We start from the raw sequence: 23,226 nt of genomic DNA, 5'->3' as shown, positions 1-23,226 counted from the left end.
TTTTTTTCTTTTACGTGTTTGTCATCATGACCTATGTTTGGCATGTGTTACTAGATTTGGGATGACCGGATGCACCCGCTGTCCGGTCGGCATGCTTCCAGGAGAGGAGGAGAACCGAAATGATTCGTCTGCATAAATCCGCTGCATTGCCGTCGGTCGGGCTGACCGGTTTCGAGACGCCGTTGAGCGAGGAAGAAAGTGCGATCCAGCACACGGTCCACCGTTTCGCGCGTGACGTGCTGCGCCCGATCGGCCGTGAGCTCGACCGCATGACGCCGGAGGAGGTGATCGCGCCGGGCTCGCCGTACTGGGCGGCCGTTGTCGAAAGCGCGAAGCTCGGGCTCGATCCGCAACTGATCGCGCAGTTTCCGCCGGAGGTCGCGGTGCGCATCGAATCGCTGATCGGCGAGGAGCTCGGCTGGGGCGATTCGGGCCTGGCCGTTTCGCTTGGCGCCGCGACCACGCCGTTGATGATGGCCCAGTCGGTCGGCAACCAGGAGCTGATCGACATGTGTACCGGCAAGGTCGGCTGCTGGATGAACACGCAGCCCGACCGCGGCTCCGATGCCGCGATCCTGTATCGGCAGGAACTCAGCGCGGGCGGCAAGCAGCCGACGGGCAACGTGACCGCTAAGGTCGGCGCCGACGAAATCGTCATCAACGGCCAGAGCTCGGCGTGGGTCTCGAACGGTTCGGTCGCGCAGGTCGCGCTCGCATACATGGCGGCGGATTACGGCGACGGCTTCTACGGCGAAGGGGAGCAGGGCGCGTTCACGCACGGCATCGGCATGATCATTCCGCTCGACCTGCCGGGCATCTCGCGCGGCAAGCCGCTCGACAAGATCGGCCAGCGCGCGCTGCCGCAGGGCGAGATCTATTTCGACAACGTCAAGGTGCCGAAGCGCTTCGCGATTGCGTTGAAGGACGAATACCTCGGCAACCTGGCCTCGACCTGGTCGTTTGCCGGCACGCACATGTGCCAGGTGTTCGTCGGCGCGGCCCGTGCGGCGTTCGAGCTCGCGCTGGCGTATTCGCACGAGCGCAAGCAGGGCGGCGCGCTGCTGATCGATCATCAGATGACGCAGTTGCGCGTGGGCGAGATGCTGCGCCGGCTGGAGATGGCGCGCGCGATCGCCCGCCGCAGCCTCGCTTATTCGCGGATGTCGCCGCAGAGTCACCCGTACGCGACCGCGCAGGCCAAGGTGAGCGTGACCGAGGAAGCGATGAAGATCACGCACGAGGCGTTCCAGCTGTTCGGCGGCAACGGCACGACCCGCGAATTCCCGATCGAAAAGCTCTTCCGCGACGTGCGCTCCGCGCTGATCGAGGACGGCGAGAACTACATCCTCACGTCGCGTCTCGGCGTGCTGGCCGGGAAGCTCTATCAGGAAGGGTGGGCGCGGGAATAAGCGCGCGACGGCGACGGGGGTCCCGGCCGGCGCGAAGCCGGGAGCCCTCATGCGTCCTGTCTTCGCGCAACCGGGCAACGGATCGATGTGGTCGATTCGTTCAGGAATCCGGATCGGTGAACGACATGAAGGGACTGGACGGCCGCTGTATCGAGGAAATTGAATCAGGAGCAGCAATGAAAGTGCTGGTAGCAGTGAAGCGCGTCGCGGATGCGAATGTGAAGGTGCGCGTGAAGGCCGACGGATCGGGCGTCGATCTGGCAAACATCAAGATGAGCATCAATCCGTTCGACGAAATCGCCGTCGAAGAGGCGGTGCGCCTGAAGGAAGCGGGCGTGGCGACGGAAATCGTCGCGGTGTCGGTCGGCGTCGCGCAAGCGCAGGAAACGCTGCGCACGGCGCTGGCGATCGGCGCGGATCGCGCGATTCTCGTCGAATCGAACGACGGCGTCGAGCCGCTCGCGGTCGCGAAGATCCTGAAGGCGCTGGTCGACAAGGAGCAGCTGCAGCTGGTGATCCTCGGCAAGCAGGCAATCGACGACGATTCGAACCAGACCGGCCAGATGCTCGCCGCATTGGCGGGCCTGCCGCAGGCGACGTTCGCGTCGAAGGTCGTTGTAGCCGACGGCAAGGCGACGGTTGCGCGTGAAGTCGACGGCGGCGCGGAAACGCTGTCGCTGACGCTGCCGGCCGTGGTCACGACCGACCTGCGCCTGAACGAGCCGCGCTACGTGACGCTGCCGAACATCATGAAGGCGAAGAAGAAGCCGCTGGAAACGGTGAAGCCGGAAGACCTCGGTGTCGACGTCGCGCCGCGCCTGAAGACGCTGAAGGTGGTCGAGCCGCCGAAGCGCGCGGCCGGCGTGAAGGTGCCGGACGTGAAGACGCTGGTCGAGAAGCTGAAGACCGAAGCCAAGGTGCTGTAAGGGGAGCGGAAAGAAATGACGATTCTGATAATTGCAGAACACGACAACGCGTCGATCAAGGTGGCCACGCTGAACACGGTGGCGGCGGCAGCGGTTGTCGCGACGTTCACCGACAAGGCGATCCATGTGCTGGTCGCGGGCCACAACGCACAAGCCGCAGCGGATGCGGCAGCGAAGATTGCAGGCGTTTCGAAGGTGCTGCTGGCCGACGCGCCGCAACTGGCCGAAGGTCTTGCGGAAAACGTCGAGGCGACTGCGCTGAACATCGCGAAGGATTATTCGCACATCCTCGCGCCGGCGACCGCCTACGGCAAGAACATCGCGCCGCGCATCGCGGCGAAGCTGGACGTCGCGCAGATCTCGGACATCACGGCAGTCGATTCGGCCGACACGTTCGAGCGCCCGATCTACGCGGGCAACGCAATCGCGACCGTGCAATCGAGCGATCCGGTCAAGGTCATCACGGTGCGTGCGACGGGCTTCGACCCGGTGGCGGCTGAAGGTGGCAGCGCAGCGATCGAGAAGATCGACGCGGCAGCGGATGCGGGCAAGTCGCAATTCGTCAGCCGCGAAGTGACGAAGCTGGACCGTCCGGAATTGACGTCGGCGTCGATCATCGTGTCGGGCGGCCGCGGCCTGGGCAGCGGCGAGAACTACACGAAGGTGCTGGAGCCGCTGGCCGACAAGCTGCAAGCGGCACTCGGCGCATCGCGCGCCGCAGTGGATGCGGGCTACGTGCCGAACGACTACCAGGTCGGCCAGACCGGCAAGATCGTCGCGCCGCAGCTGTACATCGCGGTCGGCATCTCGGGCGCGATCCAGCATCTGGCCGGCATGAAGGATTCGAAGGTGATCGTCGCGATCAACAAGGATCCGGAAGCGCCGATCTTCAGCGTCGCGGACTATGGCATCGTCGGCGATCTGTTCACGCTCGTGCCGGAGCTGGCGGCCGCGCTTTGACCGGGTGCGGCGCGACGAAAGGTGCGCCGCAGGTTGCGCGGATTGAATGAAAACGGTTCCATGCGCCGTTCCGATCGGCCGCGAGCCGTCACCCCAACGCTTCGCCCGACCGGGCAGCATGAAATTCACAAGATGAATACCTGTCGATTCAACAAATAAATTTCAAAAATGCACGCCCGGCCGCTAATCTGACCGCTACTCATGGATGAGCATGCGATGGCTGAACTCTATCTGGTACGGCACGGACAGGCGTCGTTCGGCACGGAGAACTACGACCGGCTCTCCGCGCTCGGCGAACGGCAAAGCGTCTGGCTCGGCGAATACTTCGCGCAGCAGGACATCGTGTTCGACCGCGTGATCTGCGGCACGCTGGCGCGCCACGCGCAGACGGTCGATGCGATCCTGCGCGGCATGGGCCGCGAGGGCGCCGGCTACGACCGCCACCCGGGCCTGAACGAATACGACTTCGAAGGGCTGTTCGCTGCGGCCGCGGGCGACTATCCGGAGCTCGCGCGGCTCGCGGCCGGCTCGATGAAGGAGCATTTCCGCGCGCTGCGGCAGCTGTTGCAGCTATGGTCGGAGGACAAGCTGAGCGGGCCTGTTCCCGAAACCTGGGCGCAGTTCCAGCAGCGCGTCGCCGACGCGCGCGCCGCGATCCGGCAAGGCGGCGGGCAGCGCGTGCTTGCGGTGAGCTCGGGCGGGCCGATCGCCGTCACCGTGCAGCAGGTGCTCGCGGCGCCGCCGTCGAGCGCGATCGCGCTGAACCTGCAGATCCGCAACAGCGCCGTCTCGCAGTATTTCTTCAATGCCGACGCATTCAACCTGGCATCGTTCAACGGCATCCCGCATCTGCAGGACCCAGAACGGCATGCCTTCCGGACCTACGGCTGACCCACCTCACGGAACGATCGCGACGATGACGAACACACCGCAGCAACTCGATATCGCCAGGCTGACGCAGTATCTGGAACAACACATCCCCGGCTTCGAGGGGCCCGTCGAAGCGGAGAAGTTCGCCGGCGGCCAGTCGAACCCGACTTTCCTGCTGAACGCGAAGAGCGGCCGCTACGTGCTCCGGCGGCAGCCGCCGGGCGAGCTGCTGAAGTCCGCGCACGCGGTGGACCGCGAGTTCCGGATCCTGACCGCGCTGTCGGGCACCGCGGTGCCGGTCGCGCGTCCGTATCACCTGTGCGAGGACCGCGACGTGATCGGCAGCCTGTTCTACGTGATGAGCTACGAGGACGGGCGGATCTTCTGGAATCCCGCGCTGCCCGACCTGCCGAAGCCGGACCGCGCGACCTGCTACGACGCGGTGCTGCGGACGATGGTCGCGCTGCATGAAGTCGACGTCGATGCGGCGGGCCTGTCCGACTACGGGCGTCCCGGCAATTATTTCGAGCGGCAGATCGGCGTGTGGACGAAGCAGTATCGCGCGGCCGAAACGGAGCGGCTCGACGCAATGGAGACGCTGATCGACTGGCTGCCGAAAGCCTGCCCGGCCGACACGGGCCGGCCGGCGCTCGTGCACGGCGACTTCCGGATCGACAACCTGATGTTCGAGCACGACAGCTACCGCGTGAAGGCGGTGCTCGACTGGGAGCTGTCGACGCTCGGCAATCCGCTCGCCGATCTCGCGTATTTCTGCATGTGCCTGCGGCTGCCGTCCGGCGGCGACGTGCCGGGGCTCGCGGGGCAGGATCGCGACGCGCTCGGCATCCCGCACGAAGCGCGGATCGTCGCGCGCTATTGCGAGCTGCGCGGCATCGCGCCGATCGAGAACTGGCATTTCTATCTCGCGTTCAGCTTCTTCCGGCTCGCCGCGATTGCGCAGGGCGTGAAGGCGCGCGCGCTGAAGGGCAACGCGTCGAGCACGAAAGCGCGCGAGGTGGGCGCAATGGCGGGGCGGCTCGCCGAGGAAGCCGTGCGCGTGATCGACGCGCATCGCTGAACAAGCCGAAGCCGATGCGGCGCTTGCCGCACGCACATACATACATGGAGGAGCAACACATGGCAACGAATCTGTTCGACCTGACGGGGAAGATCGCGCTCGTGACCGGCGCGAGCCGCGGAATCGGCGAGGAAATCGCAAAGCTGCTCGCGGAGCAGGGCGCGCACGTGATCGTGTCGAGCCGCAAGATCGACGACTGCCGCGCGGTCGCCGACGAGATCGTCGCGGCGGGCGGCAAGGCCGAGGCGCTCGCGTGCCACGTCGGCCGGATGGAGGACATCGCCGCCGCGTTCGAGCAGATCCGCGCGAAGCACGGGCGTCTCGACATCCTCGTCAACAACGCCGCCGCGAATCCGTACTTCGGCCACATCCTCGATACCGATCTCGCGGCCTATGACAAGACCGTCGAGGTGAACATCCGCGGCTATTTCTTCATGTCGGTCGAGGCCGGCAAGCTGATGCGCGAACAGGGCGGCGGCGCGATCGTCAACACCGCGTCGGTGAACGCGCTGCAGCCGGGCGACCGGCAAGGCATCTATTCGATCACGAAGGCGGCGGTCGTCAACATGACGCGCGCGTTCGCGAAGGAATGCGGGCCGCTCGGGATTCGCGTGAACGCGCTGCTGCCGGGCCTCACGAAGACCAGGTTCGCCGGCGCGCTGTTTGCCGACGAGGCGATCTACGAAACCTGGAAAGCGAAGATCCCGCTGCGCCGTCACGCGGAACCGCGCGAAATGGCCGGCACGGTGCTGTACCTCGTGTCGGACGCGTCGAGCTACACGAACGGCGAGTGCATCGTCGTCGACGGCGGGCTGACGATCTGAGCGAACGGCAACGCGGGAGCGATCAGGATTCCGATCAGTCGATAGCCGGGAACTTCGGTTCCCTCATTTCAGGAAAAGACTCATGAACTTCGAATACTCGCCCAAAGTCAAGGAAATGCAGGCGCGCCTGCTGGCGTTCTTCGATCGGCACATCTACCCGAACGAGCATCGCTTCGAACAGGAGGTGGCCGCGAACCGCCGCGCGGGCAATGCGTGGGTGCCGACCACGGTGATCGAGGAGCTGAAGCCGCTGGCGCGCGAAGCGGGCCTGTGGAACCTGTTCCTGCCGCGCTCGACGCGCGCGCCGGAAGGGCTGTCGAATCTGGAATACGCGCCGCTCTGCGAGATCATGGGCCGAGTGCCCTGGGCCGCGGAAGTGTTCAACTGCTCCGCGCCGGACACCGGCAACATGGAGACGCTCGAACGCTATGCGTCCGACGCGCTGAAGGACCGCTGGCTCGAGCCGCTGCTGCGCGGCGAGATTCGCTCGGCGTTCCTGATGACCGAGCCTGCGGTCGCGTCGTCGGACGCGACCAATATCGAATGCCGGATCGAGCGCCAGGGCGACGAGTACGTGATCAACGGCCGCAAATGGTGGTCGTCGGGCGGCGGCGATCCGCGCTGCGCCGTCTACATCGTGATGGGCAAGACCGACCCGGATGCGGGCCGCCACGAGCAGCAGTCGATGATCGTGGTGCCGGCCGACACGCCGGGCATCACGGTGCTGCGCCACCTGCCGGTGTTCGGCTACGACGACGCGCCGCACGGCCACATGGAAATCGACCTGAAGGACGTGCGGGTGCCGGTGTCGAACCTCCTGCTGGGCGAAGGCCGCGGCTTCGAGATCGCGCAAGGCCGCCTCGGGCCGGGCCGCATCCACCACTGCATGCGCAGCATCGGCATCGCCGAGCGCGCGCTGGAGCTGATGTGCAAGCGCCTGACGGCGCGCGTCGCGTTCGGCAAGCCGCTCGCGCAGCACGGCGTGTGGCACGAGCGCATCGCCGAAGCGCGCTGCATGATCGAGCAGGCGCGCCTGCTGACGCTGAAGGCCGCGTACATGATGGACACCGTCGGCAACAAGGTCGCGAAGGCCGAGATCGCGATGATCAAGGTGGTGGCGCCGAACATCGCGTGCCAGATCATCGACTGGGCGATCCAGGCGCACGGCGGCGCCGGTGTGTCGGACGACTTTCCGCTGGCGTTCGCGTATGCGAACCAGCGCACGCTGCGCTTTGCCGACGGTCCGGACGAAGTGCACCGCGCGGCGATCGCCAAGCTCGAGCTAGCGAAGCACCTGCACCGGCTGGCCGGCGTGGCCGACATGCCGGTCACGCGCGGCGCGTAACGCCGCCGCCGGAGGGCTGGTGGCCGCGATCGTCGAGCGCCGCGCGCACATCGGTGTATCGGTGCATCGGGCGGCCCGACGATCATGACGAAGATGGCGCGGCAACGCCCGGACATCGATGCGCTACGGGCGCTTGCGGACCCGGCGCAACGTGAATCGATGCTCGCCGATGAGCGCGTGCCAGTCGAGCTTCATCAGGACGAAGACGAGCCCGAGCAACGCAAGTTGCGTCACGACGAAATACCCGCCGAGATAGGTGCCTTCGAGTTGCGATTCCACGTCGAGATGCGTGGAAGCCAGGCGGCCGAGATGCGCCCAGATCGCGTAAGTCACGGTGCGGCCGATGAAGAACGCGGCGGCGATGACCTTGAGCGGCAAACCCGACAGTCCGTATGCGATGAACAGGTAATTCGACGGAAGCGGACTCAGCGCGTACAGGAAAAATCCACTCGCGGTGATCGTTTTGTGCTTCTGCAGCCAATGCGCGGCGATGTCGATGTTGTCCCGGTCCGACTCCCGCATCCAGCGCGATCGCACGAGCGAGCGGGCGAACGTGGCGAGGATCACGCGGCCCGTCGTCGCGGCGCCGGCGGCGACGACGGCGAAGATCAGGGGATTGCCTTCCGGCAGGTTGAAGCCGACCCAAGATATCGCCATCCAGGTAGGCGGCGCGAACGCCGGCATGAGGTTCAGGACGAGAATCACCAGGAAGAGTGCGGCCAGCGTTAGCACGGGATCGGCTCCAGGCGATCGGGGTCACGCTGTCATTTTGCTGACGAAAGGGCCGAGCGGCTTGATGCACGTCAAGCAGGCAGGCGCGCCGGCGACGCATCGTGCGACACGTCGCGTTGACACGCATCAAGCGCCGAACCGCGACGTTTCTTAGACTCGACGCAACGCAACACCATCCGCGGCTTCACGCGGGACGAAGCGACCCCGTCCCTGCGCGAAGATCCGCCATTTCGCCATGCCACGTATTCCATGGTCCGTCGATTTCGTGTTGCTGGCCCTGTCGGCCGTCACGCTGGCGGGCGGCGGCATATGCAGCGCGCTCGGCCTGCACGCCGTTGCGCGAACCGTCTGGCTGTCCGGCACGTTGCCGGTCCTGCTCGCCCTGACCGTATCCGTCGCGACGGCCGTGGTGAAGCGCCGTGCCGGCGTCGACATCCTCGCGTGGCTGGCGATCGGGCTCGCGTTGGCGCTCGGCGAGACGCTCACGGCCGCTGTCATCGCCTTGATGCTGGCGAGCGGCCGCACGCTCGAGCAATACGCGCAGCACCGCGCGCGGCGCGAGATGACCGCGTTGCTCAGCCGTGCGCCGCGCCGGGCAAACCGGTTCGAGAACGGCGAATGGCATGCCGTCGCCGTTGAAACCCTTCGTCCCGGCGACCGGCTGCTCGTGCGAAGCGGCGAACTCGTGCCGGTCGACGGCACCCTGGCCGATGTCGCCGAACTGGACGAATCCATGTTGACGGGCGAATCGGCGATCCAGCGGCGACGCTCGGGGGAGTCCGTGCGCAGCGGCGTGGTCAATGCCGGTGCGCCGTTCGAGCTGGTCGCGTCCGCGCGTGCCGGCGACAGCACCTTCGCCGGCATCGTCCGCATGGTCCGGGATGCGCAGCGCGAGCGCAGCCCCGCAACGCGGCTCGCCGACCGCTATGCCGGGTTCTTCGTGCTCGTTTCGCTGGGCGTGGCAGGCGTCAGCTGGCTGGCGACCGGCAGCGTCGCGCGCGCGCTCGCCGTGCTCGTCGTCGCCACGCCGTGCCCGCTGATTCTTGCGGTTCCGGTCGCGATCGTCTCCGGCATGTCGCGCTGTGCGAAGCGGGGCATTCTGGTCAAGGGCGGGGGCGCGCTGGAGCGGCTCGCCCAGGCGACCATGCTGTGCTTCGACAAGACCGGGACGCTCACGGGCGGCCGTGCACGCCTCGCATCGATCGAGTGCGGCCCGGCGATGACGGCCGACACGGTGCTGCATTTTGCCGCTTCATTGGCGCAGGCGTCCGGCCATGTCATCTCCGAAGCGTTGACGGTCGCGGCGCGCGAACGCGGCATCCGCCTCTCGGCGCCGTCCACGGTCACGGAAGTCCCGGGCGAAGGCGTGACGGGGCAGGTCGACGGCCGGGCGGTCGCGATCGGCACGTTCGCGCACGTGGCGGCCCGCTCGACGATGGCGCCGTGGAGCGACGCGCTCCTTCGGCGGGTGGGCGGCGAAGGCGGGGCCGCCGTATTCGTCGGCGTGGACGGCTGCATGGTGGGCGCGGCCTGCCTGACCGATCAGGTCCGGCTGGAGACGCCGCGCGCATTGCGCCTGCTCAGGCGCGAAGGCGTCGGGCGGCTGGTCATGCTGACCGGCGACCGGCGCGACGTCGCGGAAACCGTCGGCGCGCTGCTGGGCGTGACCGAGGTGCTCGCGGAGCAGACGCCGGCGGACAAGCTCGCCGCGATTCGGGCCGCGCGCCGGCAGGGCGTGGTGATCATGGTTGGCGACGGCGTGAACGATGCCCCCGCACTGGCAGCCGCCGACGTCGGCATCGCGATGGGCGCGCGCGGTGCGGCCGCCTCTTCCGAGGCTGCCGACGTGGTGTTGCTGGTGGATCGCCTGGATCGGCTCGTGGATGCATTGCGCATCGCCCGGCAGTCGCGCCGGATCGCGCTCCAGAGCGTGGTGGCCGGCATGTCGCTGTCGATGGCCGCGATGGTGGTCGCCGCACTGGGCTTCCTGCCGCCGATTGCCGGCGCGGTGCTTCAGGAGCTCATCGACGTGATCGTCATCATCAACGCGCTGCGGGCATCGCGCATCGGCGCGACGCCGAAGGCGGGCCTTCTTGCCGGCGTCGACGTCGAGCAACTGAAGACCGGGCATGCGGCGCTGGCGCCGGTGCTGCAGCAGGTCAGGGACCTGGCGGACGGCCTGCCGCATCTGTCCGGCGCAGCCATGGCAAGCGCGCTTGCTCGCGTGATCGATGCGCTGGATCGACTGTTGCTGCCTCACGAACAGGCCGACGACGCCAACGTCTATCCGCGCCTCGCGCCGCTCCTCGGCGGCGACGATCCGCTCGCGGCGATGAGCAGTGCGCATCGGGAGATCTTCAGGATGGCCGCGTTGCTCAAGCGGCTGGCCGCCGACCTGCCGCCCGATGGTTGCGATGCCGTGCGAATCCGGGAGATACAGCGCGTGCTGTACGGGCTGGAGGCGATCGTGCGGCTGCATTGCGCGCAAGAGGACGAGCTGTTTCACGCGGTCGGCAGGGATGCCTGACGGCGATCGGTCATGCCGGCGCGACGTCGTACGTTTCCCCCCGAGGTCGAGGATAATCCGGTCAGCGGTTGACGTCCCACTTGCTACGGAGGCATCGCCATGATCACTGAACTCATCTTCTTCAAGCTCGAGCCGGACGTGGACGTCGCCACGCTCCTGGAGCGTTACGAAACCACGGCGGCGACATGGGCGCAAAACCCCGACTTGCTGCATAAATGGTACTTCTACGACGAGGCCGCCCGCGAAGGCGGCGGCGTGTATATCTGGCGTACCCGCGAGGCGGCCGCGCGATGGCATGGCGCCGAATACCGGGCGATGGTCGAAAGGGTCTATGGCCATCCGCCTGAAATACGCGTGCTCGACACCCTCATCCACGTCGATGCGGCGCAGCAGAAGTACGAGATCGTCGGCAAGACCGCCTGACGCGATCGAGCGTCCCGGCGTGGACGCAAGCGCGGCGCACGTCTTAAGATGCGGGCGAGGAGGCGACGCGATGCGTTTATCGAAGCTGGACCTGAACCTGTTCGTCGTATTCGAGGCGATCTACGACAAGCGCAACCTGACGCGCGCGGCCGAGGTACTGAGCATCACGCAGCCGGCCGTCAGCAACGCGCTCGCGCGGATGCGCAAGTCGCTGAACGATCCGCTGTTCGTGAGCACGCCGGCGGGCATGAAGCCGACGCCGATGGCCGAGAACATCATCGGCCGCGTGCGCGAGGCGCTGCAGTTGCTCGATTCCAGCGTGCACGAGGGCGACGTGTTCGATCCCGCGTCGTCCGCGCGCGTGTTCCGGCTGAGCATGAGCGACCTGACCGAGGCGCTGGTGCTGCCGGCGCTCGGCGAGCTGCTGCAGCAGCAGGCGCCCGGCATGCACGTGCACAGCTACTACACCGATCGCCGCGAGGTGGCGACCGCGCTCGCGAACGGCTCCGTCGACATCGCGGTCGACGCGCCGCTGATCGACGATCCGTACCTGCACCAGGCGCAGGTCGAACGCGACCGCTACGCGTGCATGATCCGCCACGATCATCCGTTCAAGGGCAAGGCGCTGACGCTGGACGATTACCTGGCGATGGGGCACATCCACGTGTCGAGCCGCCGCACCGGCGCCGGCCACGTCGACGCGGAGCTCGCGCGCCTCGGGCGGCGCCGCAACATCCAGATGCGCGTGCAGCACTACATGGTCGCGCCGCTGATCGCGATGCGCGGCGATCTCGCGCTGACGGGGCCGGTCCGGCTGCTGCGCCGCTATCCGGCGCGCATTCTCGAGCTGCCGTTCGAGGTGCCCGACCTCGAATACTGCTGCTACTGGCATCGCAGCGCCGACCGCGACCAGGCCAACCAGTGGTTGCGCGAGCAATTGATCCGGCTGTTGCGCGACGTCGGCTGACGAAGCCGGCGGGCAAAAAGCAAGCGTATCGAAGATGCCGCCTTCCATGCGCGATTTGAGCGCATTTGGCCGCTGTTTCATTGCCGTTTCATGATGCGGCTCAATCGATGCGCGCCAGTAGAGCATCGCTCAATTATGTTCACTTGACACATTTCCCGGCAGAGCGACAATTTTGAGATTGCCGGCGCCGTTCCGAGAATGATGGCAGGCGTCAATCGGCAATCCATCGAGACGCGGATCAAAGCGTCGTCCACATTTCAGGAAACACAGATGAGACAACAAAAAGCGCTCAAGACGCGCAAGCACATGCTGATCGGAGCCGCGGCGATTCTGTCGTCGGTGGCTGTCGCCGACGCGATGGCGGACCAGACCGTCCGGATCGGCAGCGTCGAACCGCTGACGGGCGGGATTGCCCACCTCGGCAAGGACAACGAGAACGGCGCGCGTCTGGCCATCGAGGAAATCAACGCGAAGGGCCTCACGATCGGCGGCCAGAAGATCACGCTGCAGCTCGACGGCCAGGATGACGCGGCCGATCCGCGCCAGGCCACGCAGGTCGCGCAGAAGCTCGTCGACAACAAGGTCGCCGCGGTGATCGGCCACCTGAACTCGGGCACGTCGATCCCGGCGTCGAAGATCTACAGCGACGCGGGCATCCTGCAGATCTCGCCGTCGGCGACCAACCCGACGTACACGCAGCAGGGTTTCAAGACGACGTACCGCGTCGTCGCGACCGACGCGCAGCAGGGCCCGGCGCTCGCGGCCTACGCGCAATCGAAGGGCATCAAGAGCGTCGCGGTGGTCGACGATTCGACCGCCTACGGCCAGGGTCTCGCGAACGAGTTCGAGAAGAAGGCGAAGGCGCTCGGCCTGAAGGTCACGTCGCACGACGCGACGAACGACAAGGCGGTCGACTTCCGCGCGATCCTGACCAAGATCAAGGGCGAAAACCCGGACGCGATCATGTACGGCGGCATGGATGCGACGGGCGGCCCGTTCGCGAAGCAGGCGAAGCAGCTCGGCCTGCGCGCGAAGATCTTCTCGGGCGACGGCGTGTGCACCGAGCAGCTGTCCGACCTCGCGGGCGAAGCGGCGTCGAACGTGGTCTGCTCGCAGGCCGGCGCGGCGCTCGAGAAGATGCCGGGCGGCGCGGCGTTCAGGGCGAAGTACGAGAAGCGCTTCGGCCAGGTCATCAAGTTCGATGCGCCGTTCGCGTATGACGCGGTGTACATCATCGTCGACGCGATGAAGCGCGCGAACTCGACCGATCCGGCGAAGATTCTCGCGGCGATGCCGGCGACGAATTACTCGGGCGTGATCGGCACGACGAACTTCGACGCGAAGGGCGACCTGAAGCACGGCGTGATTTCGCTGTACGGCTACAAGAGCGGCAAGAAGACCTTCCTCGACGAAGTGAAGATGTAACGCATCATCCGCGCATTGCGCGCCGATCGCCGGCAATTCACCCGGATTGCCGGCGATTCACGTTTACGCGCCCGATCGATGCAATGCACCATTTGATTTAAAAAAAGAAATAGAAAATCGAATCGGTAACCGTATCGAAATGACGAGCGGCTTTCAATCCGCCCCTCTGACTTGCGATCGCATTTAATGCAATCTATATATATTTTGTAGCCGTTTTTCCTGCCGCACCGGCAGGCGGCGGGCGCATTGCCGGGCAGACCTTCATCACCGTGTGCTGCAAAGGGACGTAGCATGAGCGCGAGTGCGTTTTCGGCATGGTTCCGTTTCGTTCGCGCAAGCTGGCGCGGGACGCTGGCCGCATGCGTCGTCGCGATGCCGTTCGCCGGCCTGTGCGTCGCGGCGGAGCCCGGCGTGACCGACGACGCGATCCGCCTCGGCATGGTCAATGCGCAGACGGGCGCGGCGGGGGGCCTCGGACGCGGGCTGCGCATCGGGGCGCAAGCCGTGTTCGACGACGCGAACGCGCGCGGCGGCGTGCACGGCCGGAAGATCGACCTCGTCGTCGACGACGATCGCTACGAGCCCGACCGGACCATCGACGGCACGCTGGCGATGATCGAGCAGCGCAAGGTGTTCGCGCTGTTCGGCTATGTCGGCACGCCGACGACCACGGCGGTAGTGCCGATCATCAGGGATGCGGGCATTCCGCTCGTCGGCGCGTTCACCGGCGCGATGGCGCTGCGCCGGCCGGTCATCCCCGAGGTCTTCAACATCCGTGCCAGCTATGAGGACGAGACGCGCGCGCTGGTCGACCATTTCATCGCGCACGGCGGCGCGAAACGCTTCGCGGTGTTCTATCAGGACGACGGTTTCGGGCTCGCGGTGCTGGCGGGCACGCGGCTGGCGCTGCAGCGTCATGGGCTGGACGTGGTCGCGACGGGCACCTTCCGGCGCGGGACGACGGCGGTCGACTCGGGCCTCGCGGCGGTGCTGGAGGGCCGGCCCGACGTCGTCATCATGGTCGGCCCCTATACGCCGATCGCCGCATTCATGCGCGCGGCGCGCCATGAAGGGCTCAAGGCCCGGCTCGCGGCGGTGTCCTTCGTCGGCACCGACGACCTGCTGCGCCTCGTGGGCGCCGACGGCGACGGCACGCTGATCTCGCAGGTCGTGCCGCTGCCGCAGAGCGACTACGGCGTGATCCGCGACTGCGCACGATTGATCGGGGTGCGCTTTCCGGAGGAGCGCGTGGGCGTCGTGAACATCGAGGGCTGCATCGACGCGAAAGTCATGCTGATCGGGCTCGAACGCGCCGGCCCGTCGCTGACCCGGGCGGCGCTGATGCAGGCGCTCGAATCGATCCGGCACCTCGACCTGGGTGGCCTCACGGCCGATCTGGGCGCGGACCATCACCAGGCGCTGAACGCGGTGTTCCTCACCGAAATCGCGCACGGGCAGGTCACGCCGCTGGACGCGCCGGCCAAGTAACCGCGAGGATGGCCGCGCGCGGGCCATCCCGATCCCGGAGGGCTGAATGGACATCAAGGCCAAGCTTGTCGCCAGCACCAGCCTGATGCTGCTCGGCGTGCTGGCGATCTCCGCGACCAGCCTGCTCGCCGTGCACGGCATTGCCTCCGGCGTGCGCACGCTGACGACGGAATCGCTGCCGCTGCAGGTGAACAGCAACGCGCTCCAGCGCGCATACGCGGAGCTCGCGGTGGATTTCAGCCGGCTCGAGCGGGCGCAGGACGCGTCCGAGCAGGAACGGGCGACGTCGGCGATCGAAACGCAGTTGCAGCGGATTGCGACCGTCACGGCTGCCGTGCGCGCGATCGACATGCACGACATCGACGAACCGTACGACGCCATGCAGGCGATGCTCCGCTCGATGAACGAAGGCGTCGGCCGGCGTCTGCGGGACGTCGCGCAGCTCGACGCCGACAGCAGGCTGATCGAGCGCGCCCAGGCACGGAGCGAGACGTTGCTGGCCGCCATCGGCAAGGAAACCGAACGGCTGAACAACCAGGCGGAAACCGCCGTGACCGACGCGCTGGCGGCCAACACCGCATTCAACCGGACGATTCATGCGCTCGACCAGGTCCGGGGGCACGTCAAGGACATCATCACGGTTACCGACAATGTCGACGATGCGCCGAACCGATACCGGCTCGCGCCGCTGCGCGAACGGATGAAGGCGGCCTTCGACGGCGCGCGCAACGCGCTGGCGATCGCGGCGCCGAACGTCGATGCCGCCGCGACGCGGGACGTGTCGAATGCGCTCGAACGGGTGGCGGCCGACATCCTCGTCGGCAACGACAGCCTCGTCGCGCTGCGCGCGCGGGTGTTCGCGGAGCCGTCCGCCGCGCCGCGCTATCAGGAAAAAGAGGACCAAGTGACGAAGTCGCTCGATGCGCTGGACACGAAGCTGGCGGAAATCGTCGATCCGTTCGCATTGCGGATCCTGAAGGCGCGGCAGCGTCTCGACGAAGCGATCGCTTTCCAGCGGCGAGCGGCCCGGATCAAATACCTGTCGTCGGTCGTCATGGGGGGGATCGAGGAATTGACGGCCGACCTCCGCCTGGTCGGGCAAGGCGAGAGCACGGAACAGCTCAAGCGCGTCGACGACGAGGTACAGGCGGATATCGGCAAGCTCGCCGCCTCCGCGAACGCGCTGCGGGACGCGCTCGTCGCCAACGGGCAGGGCGAACTGAGCCGTGCGCACGACATGGTTCCGCTGGCAGCGGCGCTGGCCGGAGCCGCACGCCGCATCCTGGCGGCGAAGTCGCGGATGCTGGCCAACGACGAGACCATGCAGCGCATCGTCGCGGAAGTCGACACGACCGCGAATCGCCTCGCGGCCTACGCGGAGCAGGAGGTCGTGCGCGTCGACCTGCAGCAGCGCAGCATCGTGTCGCAGGTGTATCGCGCGATGGCGGGCGCGGTCGGGATGATCGCCGTCGTGTCGCTGTTGCTCGCGGTCGTCGGCTTCGCGATCAGCCGCCGCATCGGCACGTCGATCTCGAGCCCGCTGTCGAACCTGACGCGCACGATGGCGCGCATTCGCGGCGGCAGCGACCTGTCGCTGCGCGTGCGTCACCACGGCACCGACGAGGTCGCGACGCTGATCGCCGGCTTCAACACGATGCTCGACGAGATCGAACGGCGCGACGTCGAACTGCAGGCCGCGATCGCGGCGGCGGAAGCCGCGAATTCGGCGAAGTCGGAATTCCTCGCGCGGATGAGCCACGAAATCCGCACGCCGATGAACGGCGTGCTCGGCATGACCGAGCTGCTGCAGCGCACGCGGCTCACCGCGAAGCAGCGCAACTTCGTCGACACCGTGTACCGGTCCGGCCAGACGCTCCTGACCATCATCGACGACATCCTGGATTTCTCGAAGATCGAGGCCGGCAAGCTGATGCTGGAGCGCATCGAATTCAACCTGTACCAGCTGCTCGACGACGTCGTGTCGCTGCTCGAACCCACCGCCACGCGCAAGGGGCTCGCGCTGCGGTTCCGCAAGCAGGACCCGGTGCCGGAATGGGTGCGCGGCGACCCGGTCCGGCTGCGGCAGATCCTGACGAACCTGGTCGGCAATGCGATCAAGTTCACCGAGCGCGGGCAGGTCGAGCTGGCCGTCGCGTACTCGGACCACGGTCTCGTCGTGTTCACGATCGCCGACAGCGGCATCGGCATCGCGCCGGACGTGTCCGCGCAGCTCTTCAAGCCGTTCCAGCAGGCCGACAGCTCGATTGCCCGAAAATATGGCGGGACCGGGCTCGGGCTCGTGATTTCGCGGCAACTGGCCGAGATGATGGGCGGCGCGCTCACCGTCGAATCCGCGCCCGGCCGGGGCTCGGTGTTCACCGTGACGGCGCGGCTCGAGCCGGCGGACGGCGCGGCCGGCGCGGTCGCGGGCGCGCGACGGTCGCTGGCCGGGCTGAAGGTGCTGATCGCGGACGACAGCGAGACCGACCGCCGCGTGCTTGTCGAGCATGCGATCGAATGGCAGCTGCGCGTCGCCACGGCCAGCGGCGGCGACGACGCGCTGGCGCAGCTGCGGGCCGCCGCGGCCGACGGCCAGCCGTTCGACCTGGCCATCGTCGACGTGCGGATGCCGGGCATGGACGGCATCTCGCTCGTGCGGCACATCCGCAATGACCCCGCGCTGCGCGGGCTGAGGATCATCACGCTCACCGCGTTCGAGATGATGGACAGCATCCAGGTTGCGCAGGAGCTCGGCATCGACGCGCGCCTGACCAAGCCGCTCCACGGCTCGGACCTGTACGCGTGCATCGCGTCGGCGATGCGCGTGACGCCGCCCCGGCTGCCGTCGTCGGCGCCGCTCGCCGACGAAGCCGAAGCGGACGACGCTTCACCACCCGGCACGGTCGCGGCGCGCGTGCTGCTGGTCGAGGACAACGCGGTCAACCAGCAGATCACGCTGGCGATGCTGGAAGACACGGGCTATGCGGCGGCCGTCGCCGAGAACGGCCGGCAGGCGCTGGAGCGGCTCGCGAACGAAAGGTTCGACGTCGTGCTGATGGACTGTCAAATGCCGCTGATGGACGGCTTCGAAGCGACGGAGCTGCTGCGGCGGCGCGAGGCGGAAACCGGCGCGCCTCGGCTGCCCGTGATCGCGTTGACGGCCAATGCGATCAGCGGCGACCGGGAACGGTGCCTCGCGGCCGGCATGGACGACTACCTGAGCAAGCCGTTTCGTCGCGACGTGCTGCTGAAGCTGCTCGCGCGCTTTGCGCGCGGCGATGCGCCGGCGGCGGCGCAAGCGGCGGCGCCGGCCGCGAGCGACGCAGCCGTCGACGCGGCAATCGATGCAGTCATCGACACGGCGAGGGCAACCGACCCGGCGAGCGCCGCCCCGGACGACGACGCGAACGTGATCGACCGCAACGCGCTCGACGCATTGCGCGCGCTGCAGCGGCCCGGCCGCCCCGACGTACTGACCCGGATCATCGATCAATTCAATCTCGATGCGCCTCGGCTGATCGGCGACATGCATGCGGCCGTCGCGGCGGGCGACGCCGTCGCGCTCAAGATTGCCGCGCATACGCTGAAATCGAGCAGCGCGAACGTCGGCGCCCATCGGCTGTCGGCCCGCTGCCGGGAGATCGAGCAGTTCGCGCGCGCCGCCGAAGTGGCGGCGTCGGCGGACCTGGTCGCCGGCACGAACGCCGAATTCGATCGGGCGCAGGCCGCGTTGCTCGCGGAGCGGGTCGCCGGATGAGCCACTGAAGCAACTGGAACAGGAGGGAACCCAGTCGTGAACGATCGACATTCCGATGCACCGGTGATCCTGGTCATCGACGACGACGTGATGACGCGCCTGCTGGTCGTGGAGACGCTCGAGCCGGACGGTTTTCGCGTCGAGGAGGCGGCGGCGCCGCAGGAAGGCATCGATGCGTTCCTGCGCCATCGCCCCGACCTCGTGCTGCTCGACGTCGAGATGCCGGGCGGCGACGGCTTCGATTGCTGCCGCCGGCTGCGCGCGCTGCCGGAAGGGCGCCGCGTGCCGATCGTGATGCTGACCGGCAACGACGACGACGCGTCGATCGCGAGCGCGTTCGACGCCGGCGCGACCGATTTCGTGTCGAAGCCGATGCGCTGGAAGCTGCTCGGCTACCGGATCCGCTACCTGCTGAGGGCCGCCGCCACGCTCGAACGGCTGGCGACCGCCGAGACCAGCCTGACTCACGCGCAGGCGCTTGCGCACGTGGGCAACTGGGCGTACCAGGCCGGCCGCGCGGACGGCTACTGGTCGCCGGAGCTGTATCGAATCCTCGGCCTCGACGCCGGGCGCACGCCGCCCACCTTCGAGCGGCTGCTGCAGGCCGTGCCGGCCGACGAGCAGCCGCTGCTGAGCCAGTCGTTCACGAGCCTGCGCACCGAAGGCGCCGCGTTCTCGCTCGAGCACCGGCTGATACATGCGGACGGCACCGAGCGCCACGTGCTGCACCAGGCGGAATCGGGCCGCGACCTGAATCACGCGATCCTCCTGCGCGGCATCGTGCAGGACATCACCGAGCGCAAGGCGCAGCAGGGGCGCATCGAATACCTGGCCAACCACGATGCGCTGACCGGCCTGCCCAACCGCAACCTGCTGAGCGACCGCATGGAGCAGGCGATGTCGCAGGCGCGGCGCACGGGGCAGCTGGTCGCGGTCATGGTGCTCGACCTGGACCGCTTCAAGCACGTCAACGACAACTTCGGCCATTCGGTCGGCGACGGCCTGCTGCGGGCCGTCGCGGCGCGCCTCAAGGCGGTCGTGCGCGACGGCGACACGGTTGCGCGGCTCGGCGGCGACGAGTTCGTCGTGATGCTGGTCAACCTGTCGACGCCGGCCGATGCGGATGCGATCGGCCGCAAGATACTCGGCGCCTTCGCCGCGCCGTTCGCGTTCGACGGGCACGACCTGCACGTGACGACGAGCGTCGGCGTCAGCCTCTGCCCGATCGACGGCGCCGACACGGAGACGCTGCTGAGGACGGCTGATGCCGCGCTGTATTGCGCGAAGGAGCGCGGGCGCAATTGCTACAGCTTCTACACGCGCGAGCTCGGCGCCCGGGTGGAGGAGCGGGCCGAGCTGGAGAACGCGCTGCACCTGGCCGTCGAGAACGACGAACTGGCGCTGTACTACCAGCCGAAGGTCGATCTGAAGACCGGCCAGATCAGCGGCGTGGAGGCGCTGATTCGCTGGCGGCGTCCGGGCGTCGGCGTGATTCCGCCCGACCGCTTCATCCCGATCGCGGAGGAAACCGGGCTGATCGTGCCGATCGGGGAATGGGTGTTGCGCACCGCATGCGCGCAGGCCGTCGCGTGGCAGCAGGCCGGGCATCCGCCGATTCCGGTCGCCGTCAATCTGTCGGCGCGCCAGTTCCGGCAGCAGGACGTGGCCCGCATGGTGCGCGCGACGCTCGACGAAACCGGCCTCGCGCCGGCGTGGCTCGAGCTGGAGCTGACCGAGAGCGTGCTGATGCAGGACCGCCGTGCGATCGCGCATGCGCTGCGCGAGCTGAAGGCGCTGGGCGTCGTGCTGTCGCTGGACGACTTCGGCACCGGCTATTCGAGCCTGTCGTATCTGAAGGACCTGCCGATCGACGTCGTCAAGATCGACAAGTCGTTCCTGAGCGACGTGACCACGAGCGCGGAAGGGGCGTCGCTGACGCGCTCGATCATCGCGATGGCGGAGTCGCTGAACATGGAGACGGTGGCCGAGGGCGTGGAGACGGAAGCGCAGCTGTCGTTCCTGAACCGGCATCGCTGCCATGCGATGCAGGGCTACTACTTCAGCCATCCGGTCACGGGCGCGGAAATCGCCGACATGCTGTCCGCCGGCACGGAGCTGCCGGACCATTGCCGGCGGCGCGAGCTGCTGCACCGGACGCTGCTGCTGGTCGACGCCGACCGGTCGGTCCTGCAGCAGCTCAGGCGGGCGCTGAGCCGCGACGGCTACGAGATCCTCGGCGCGACCGATGCCGACGAAGCGCTCGGCCTGCTCGCGCAGCATCGCGTGGGCGTGATCGTGTCGGACTTCCGCACGCCGGCCCGCTCGGGGATCGACCTGTTGCAGCGGGTCAAGGCGCTGTATCCGGACGTCGTGCGCATCCTGCTGTCGGGCTACGCCGACGCGCAGTCGCTCAGCGACGCGAGCAGTGCGGAATCGGTGCAGAAGTTCCTGACCCGGCCGTGGGACGTGGCGCTGCTGCGCGAGCACATCGCCGAGGCGTTCCGGCAATTCGAGCGCGGCGACGCGATGGTGCCGCCGCCGGGCGGGGCGGGCGCGGAGGCCGCGCGCACCGCGCATCTCGACAATCCGGCCGGATCTCACGCGGCGCTGGCCGCCGTGCAGCCGAGCGTCGCGAACAGCGGCGCCCAGAAGGCTTCGCGTTCGTAGGCCGCCGGTTCGACGTCGGTATCGAAGCGGACCGCGAGCGCGCGCTCCGCGGCGCTCAGCGGCTCGGCCCGCGCGAGCTGTCCGGCGAGCACCGCCGTATCGGCGTCGGACGCGTCGCGGCCCTCGGCCGCTCTCGCCGCGACGCGCGCATAAAGTGTCGCGGGACTTGCCGTGAAATCCAGGATCGCGACCGGCACGCCGACGTGCCGCGCGAGCGCGATGAACGCGGCCCGGTTCCGTTCGCGCAGGAAGGTCGCGTCGACGATGGCCGTATGGCCGCTCGCGAGCACGGTGTGCGCGTGCGCGAGCAGCCGGCCGTAGAGTGCGTCGATCGCGGCGGCCGAATAGGCCGACGCAGGCAGCCGCGCGTCGGCGGGCCGGCCCGCTGCGCGCTTGCGCTCGGCATCGCTCGACAGGCGGATCGCGCCGAGCCGGCCGGCGAGGGCGCGGCTGGCGAGCGATTTGCCTGAGCCCGACATGCCGTGGCACAGCAGCAGGCAGGGCCGTGCGTCGCGCGAGCCCGCCGCGACGTTCGTCGCGACGCGCAGATAATGCGCGTGCCCGGCGGCGTCGCCGCGCAGCCGGGCGGCCAGCGCGCGCACCAGCGCACGATAGGCCACGTAGAACGGCAGCACGTCGAGCGCCGCATAGTCTCCGGTCGCCGCCAGCCATCCGGCGAGCAGGCGGTGCGCGCAGTCGTCGCGCCCGCGGGCCGCATAGTCCATCACGGCGAACGCGAGATCGCTGGCGACGTCGATCCAGCGCAGCGCGTCGTCGAATTCGATGCAATCGAACATCAGCAGCCGGCCGCGCCAGCGAACGATATTGTCCAGATGCAGATCGCCGTGACACGCGCGCACGAAACCGTTCGCGTGACGCTCGGCCAGCCGCGGCGCGACGCGCGCCAGCTCGGCTTCGCACCACGCGCGCAGCGCGGCCTCGGACGGCAGCGCGGCGTCGAGCGCATCGAGCAGCGGCCGGCATTGGGCGGCGACCGTGGCGGCGCTGCCGAAACGCGTGCGCGGCGCACGGCGGGGCGCATGCAGATGGTAGTGCGCGAGGCGCGCCGCCAGCGCGTCGGCGTCCGCGAGGCCGTCGTCGTGCCGCGCGCTGCGCGCGGACAGCATCGCGCGCGCATCGAAACGCCGCATCCGCACCACGTATTCCAGCGGATCGTCGCGCGAGCGCCGCTCCCGCCCGCGCGAGCGCAACGCGCGGCCGACCGTGCCGGAGAACGCGCCGCGCCGGCCCTGCGCGACGAGCGGCCGGACGTCCAGATACAGCGGATCGGCAAGCGCGCGGTTGAGCGTGCATTCGGCCAGCGCGCAACGCCGGCGCTGCGCGCGATGCGTGACGTCGACGAAGCCGAGCTTCACCGGCTTGATGATCTTGTACGCATAGCGTCCCGCGAGATACACGACCGACAGGTGCGTCTCGATCCGCCGGATCCGGCCGGCGGGATGCGGATAGGTGGCCGCGCGGCGCAGCGCGCGATCGACGCGCCGCGCGTCGCGGCGCGCTTTGCCGCCAGTCAGCGCGAAGGGAGTGCGTCGCGTATCGGGCATGGCGCGGAGTCGGGTTCGATGCAATGCTCGCGCACGGCGAGCGCTCGTGGTCGGGCCGGCATGCATCGGCGTCGTGCGTGCCGGCCAGCCGTATTCGACCGGACTTCGCCGCGCCGCCGCTTGACCTGCATCAAGCGCGGGCGTGCGGCCGCTCGCGGCAGGCGACGCGCGACCGTTCGTCGCGTCGATGCGCGGGGGACGCTTGATGGAAATCAACGTTCGAATCGTGCGGCCGTCGATGATGGTGACAGAGCCGGACGCGA

16 protein-coding genes are annotated in these 23,226 nt (G+C 68.0%); 14 read left to right on the top strand and 2 right to left on the bottom strand.

Going from position 1 to position 23,226, the window contains the following annotated elements:
- Positions 1-119: 119 nt before the first annotated feature.
- The 7 genes from HWX31_RS10495 to HWX31_RS10465 all read left to right on the top strand — a co-directional run bounded on the left by HWX31_RS10495 (position 120) and on the right by HWX31_RS10465 (position 7,412).
- Positions 120-1,409: an acyl-CoA dehydrogenase family protein gene (locus HWX31_RS10495; protein ID WP_174961440.1), complete on the top strand. Its 1,290-nt coding sequence runs from the start codon at positions 120-122 to the stop codon at positions 1,407-1,409.
- Positions 1,410-1,585: 176 nt separating this feature from the next.
- Positions 1,586-2,335: an electron transfer flavoprotein subunit beta/FixA family protein gene (locus HWX31_RS10490; RefSeq protein WP_174961438.1), complete on the top strand. Its 750-nt coding sequence runs from the start codon at positions 1,586-1,588 to the stop codon at positions 2,333-2,335.
- Between the two features lie 15 nt (positions 2,336-2,350).
- Positions 2,351-3,295, top strand: coding sequence for an electron transfer flavoprotein subunit alpha/FixB family protein (locus tag HWX31_RS10485; RefSeq protein WP_174961436.1), 945 nt, complete (start codon positions 2,351-2,353; stop codon positions 3,293-3,295).
- 216 nt (positions 3,296-3,511) lie between these two features.
- A complete protein-coding gene (locus HWX31_RS10480; protein WP_174961434.1) occupies positions 3,512-4,186 on the top strand; it encodes a histidine phosphatase family protein in 675 nt (224 codons plus the stop codon).
- Between the two features lie 25 nt (positions 4,187-4,211).
- A complete protein-coding gene (locus HWX31_RS10475) occupies positions 4,212-5,243 on the top strand; it encodes a phosphotransferase (RefSeq protein WP_174961432.1) in 1,032 nt (343 codons plus the stop codon).
- A gap of 59 nt (positions 5,244-5,302) precedes the next feature.
- The gene (locus HWX31_RS10470) at positions 5,303-6,067 is read left to right on the top strand and encodes an SDR family oxidoreductase (RefSeq protein WP_059657220.1); all 765 of its coding nucleotides are present in this window, start codon (positions 5,303-5,305) and stop codon (positions 6,065-6,067) included.
- An 82-nt stretch (positions 6,068-6,149) separates the two neighbouring features.
- Positions 6,150-7,412 carry an acyl-CoA dehydrogenase family protein gene (locus HWX31_RS10465; RefSeq protein ID WP_174961430.1) on the top strand — a complete coding sequence of 421 codons (1,263 nt, stop codon included), beginning with the start codon at positions 6,150-6,152 and terminating at the stop codon, positions 7,410-7,412.
- 123 nt (positions 7,413-7,535) lie between these two features.
- Here HWX31_RS10465 and HWX31_RS10460 read toward each other — a convergent pair whose 3' ends face one another.
- Complete coding sequence (locus HWX31_RS10460) at positions 7,536-8,144, bottom strand: VTT domain-containing protein (RefSeq protein WP_174961428.1); 609 nt, start codon at positions 8,142-8,144, stop codon at positions 7,536-7,538.
- A gap of 235 nt (positions 8,145-8,379) precedes the next feature.
- Here HWX31_RS10460 and HWX31_RS10455 point away from each other — a divergent pair, with 235 nt between their 5' ends.
- From HWX31_RS10455 to HWX31_RS10425, 7 genes are all read left to right on the top strand, one after another.
- Positions 8,380-10,671 (top strand): heavy metal translocating P-type ATPase, encoded by a 2,292-nt coding sequence (locus tag HWX31_RS10455; protein ID WP_174961426.1) that lies wholly within the window; start codon positions 8,380-8,382, stop codon positions 10,669-10,671.
- 99 nt (positions 10,672-10,770) lie between these two features.
- A complete protein-coding gene (locus HWX31_RS10450; RefSeq protein ID WP_174961424.1) occupies positions 10,771-11,094 on the top strand; it encodes a hypothetical protein in 324 nt (107 codons plus the stop codon).
- Between the two features lie 70 nt (positions 11,095-11,164).
- Positions 11,165-12,061 carry a LysR family transcriptional regulator gene (locus tag HWX31_RS10445; RefSeq protein WP_174961422.1) on the top strand — a complete coding sequence of 299 codons (897 nt, stop codon included), beginning with the start codon at positions 11,165-11,167 and terminating at the stop codon, positions 12,059-12,061.
- 306 nt (positions 12,062-12,367) lie between these two features.
- Positions 12,368-13,486, top strand: coding sequence for a branched-chain amino acid ABC transporter substrate-binding protein (locus HWX31_RS10440; RefSeq protein ID WP_415493048.1), 1,119 nt, complete (start codon positions 12,368-12,370; stop codon positions 13,484-13,486).
- A 291-nt stretch (positions 13,487-13,777) separates the two neighbouring features.
- Positions 13,778-14,974 carry an ABC transporter substrate-binding protein gene (locus HWX31_RS10435; RefSeq protein WP_174961418.1) on the top strand — a complete coding sequence of 399 codons (1,197 nt, stop codon included), beginning with the start codon at positions 13,778-13,780 and terminating at the stop codon, positions 14,972-14,974.
- A gap of 46 nt (positions 14,975-15,020) precedes the next feature.
- Complete coding sequence (locus tag HWX31_RS10430) at positions 15,021-18,731, top strand: hybrid sensor histidine kinase/response regulator (protein ID WP_174961416.1); 3,711 nt, start codon at positions 15,021-15,023, stop codon at positions 18,729-18,731.
- 36 nt (positions 18,732-18,767) lie between these two features.
- The gene (locus HWX31_RS10425; protein WP_244143713.1) at positions 18,768-21,398 is read left to right on the top strand and encodes an EAL domain-containing protein; all 2,631 of its coding nucleotides are present in this window, start codon (positions 18,768-18,770) and stop codon (positions 21,396-21,398) included.
- On the opposite strand, the gene HWX31_RS10420 is transcribed toward HWX31_RS10425, so the two are convergent.
- The gene (locus HWX31_RS10420; RefSeq protein ID WP_244143712.1) at positions 21,329-22,963 is read right to left on the bottom strand and encodes a bifunctional aminoglycoside phosphotransferase/ATP-binding protein; all 1,635 of its coding nucleotides are present in this window, start codon (positions 22,961-22,963) and stop codon (positions 21,329-21,331) included. The genes HWX31_RS10425 and HWX31_RS10420 overlap by 70 nt on opposite strands.
- Between the last annotated feature and the right edge of the window lie 263 nt (positions 22,964-23,226).

It is taken from the genome of Burkholderia ubonensis (assembly GCF_902833085.1).
In the GTDB taxonomy this organism is placed as follows: Bacteria; Pseudomonadota; Gammaproteobacteria; order Burkholderiales; family Burkholderiaceae; genus Burkholderia; species Burkholderia ubonensis.
The sequence above is the reverse complement of the archived record's forward strand: the minus strand, read 5'-3'. Positions and strand labels throughout refer to the sequence as shown.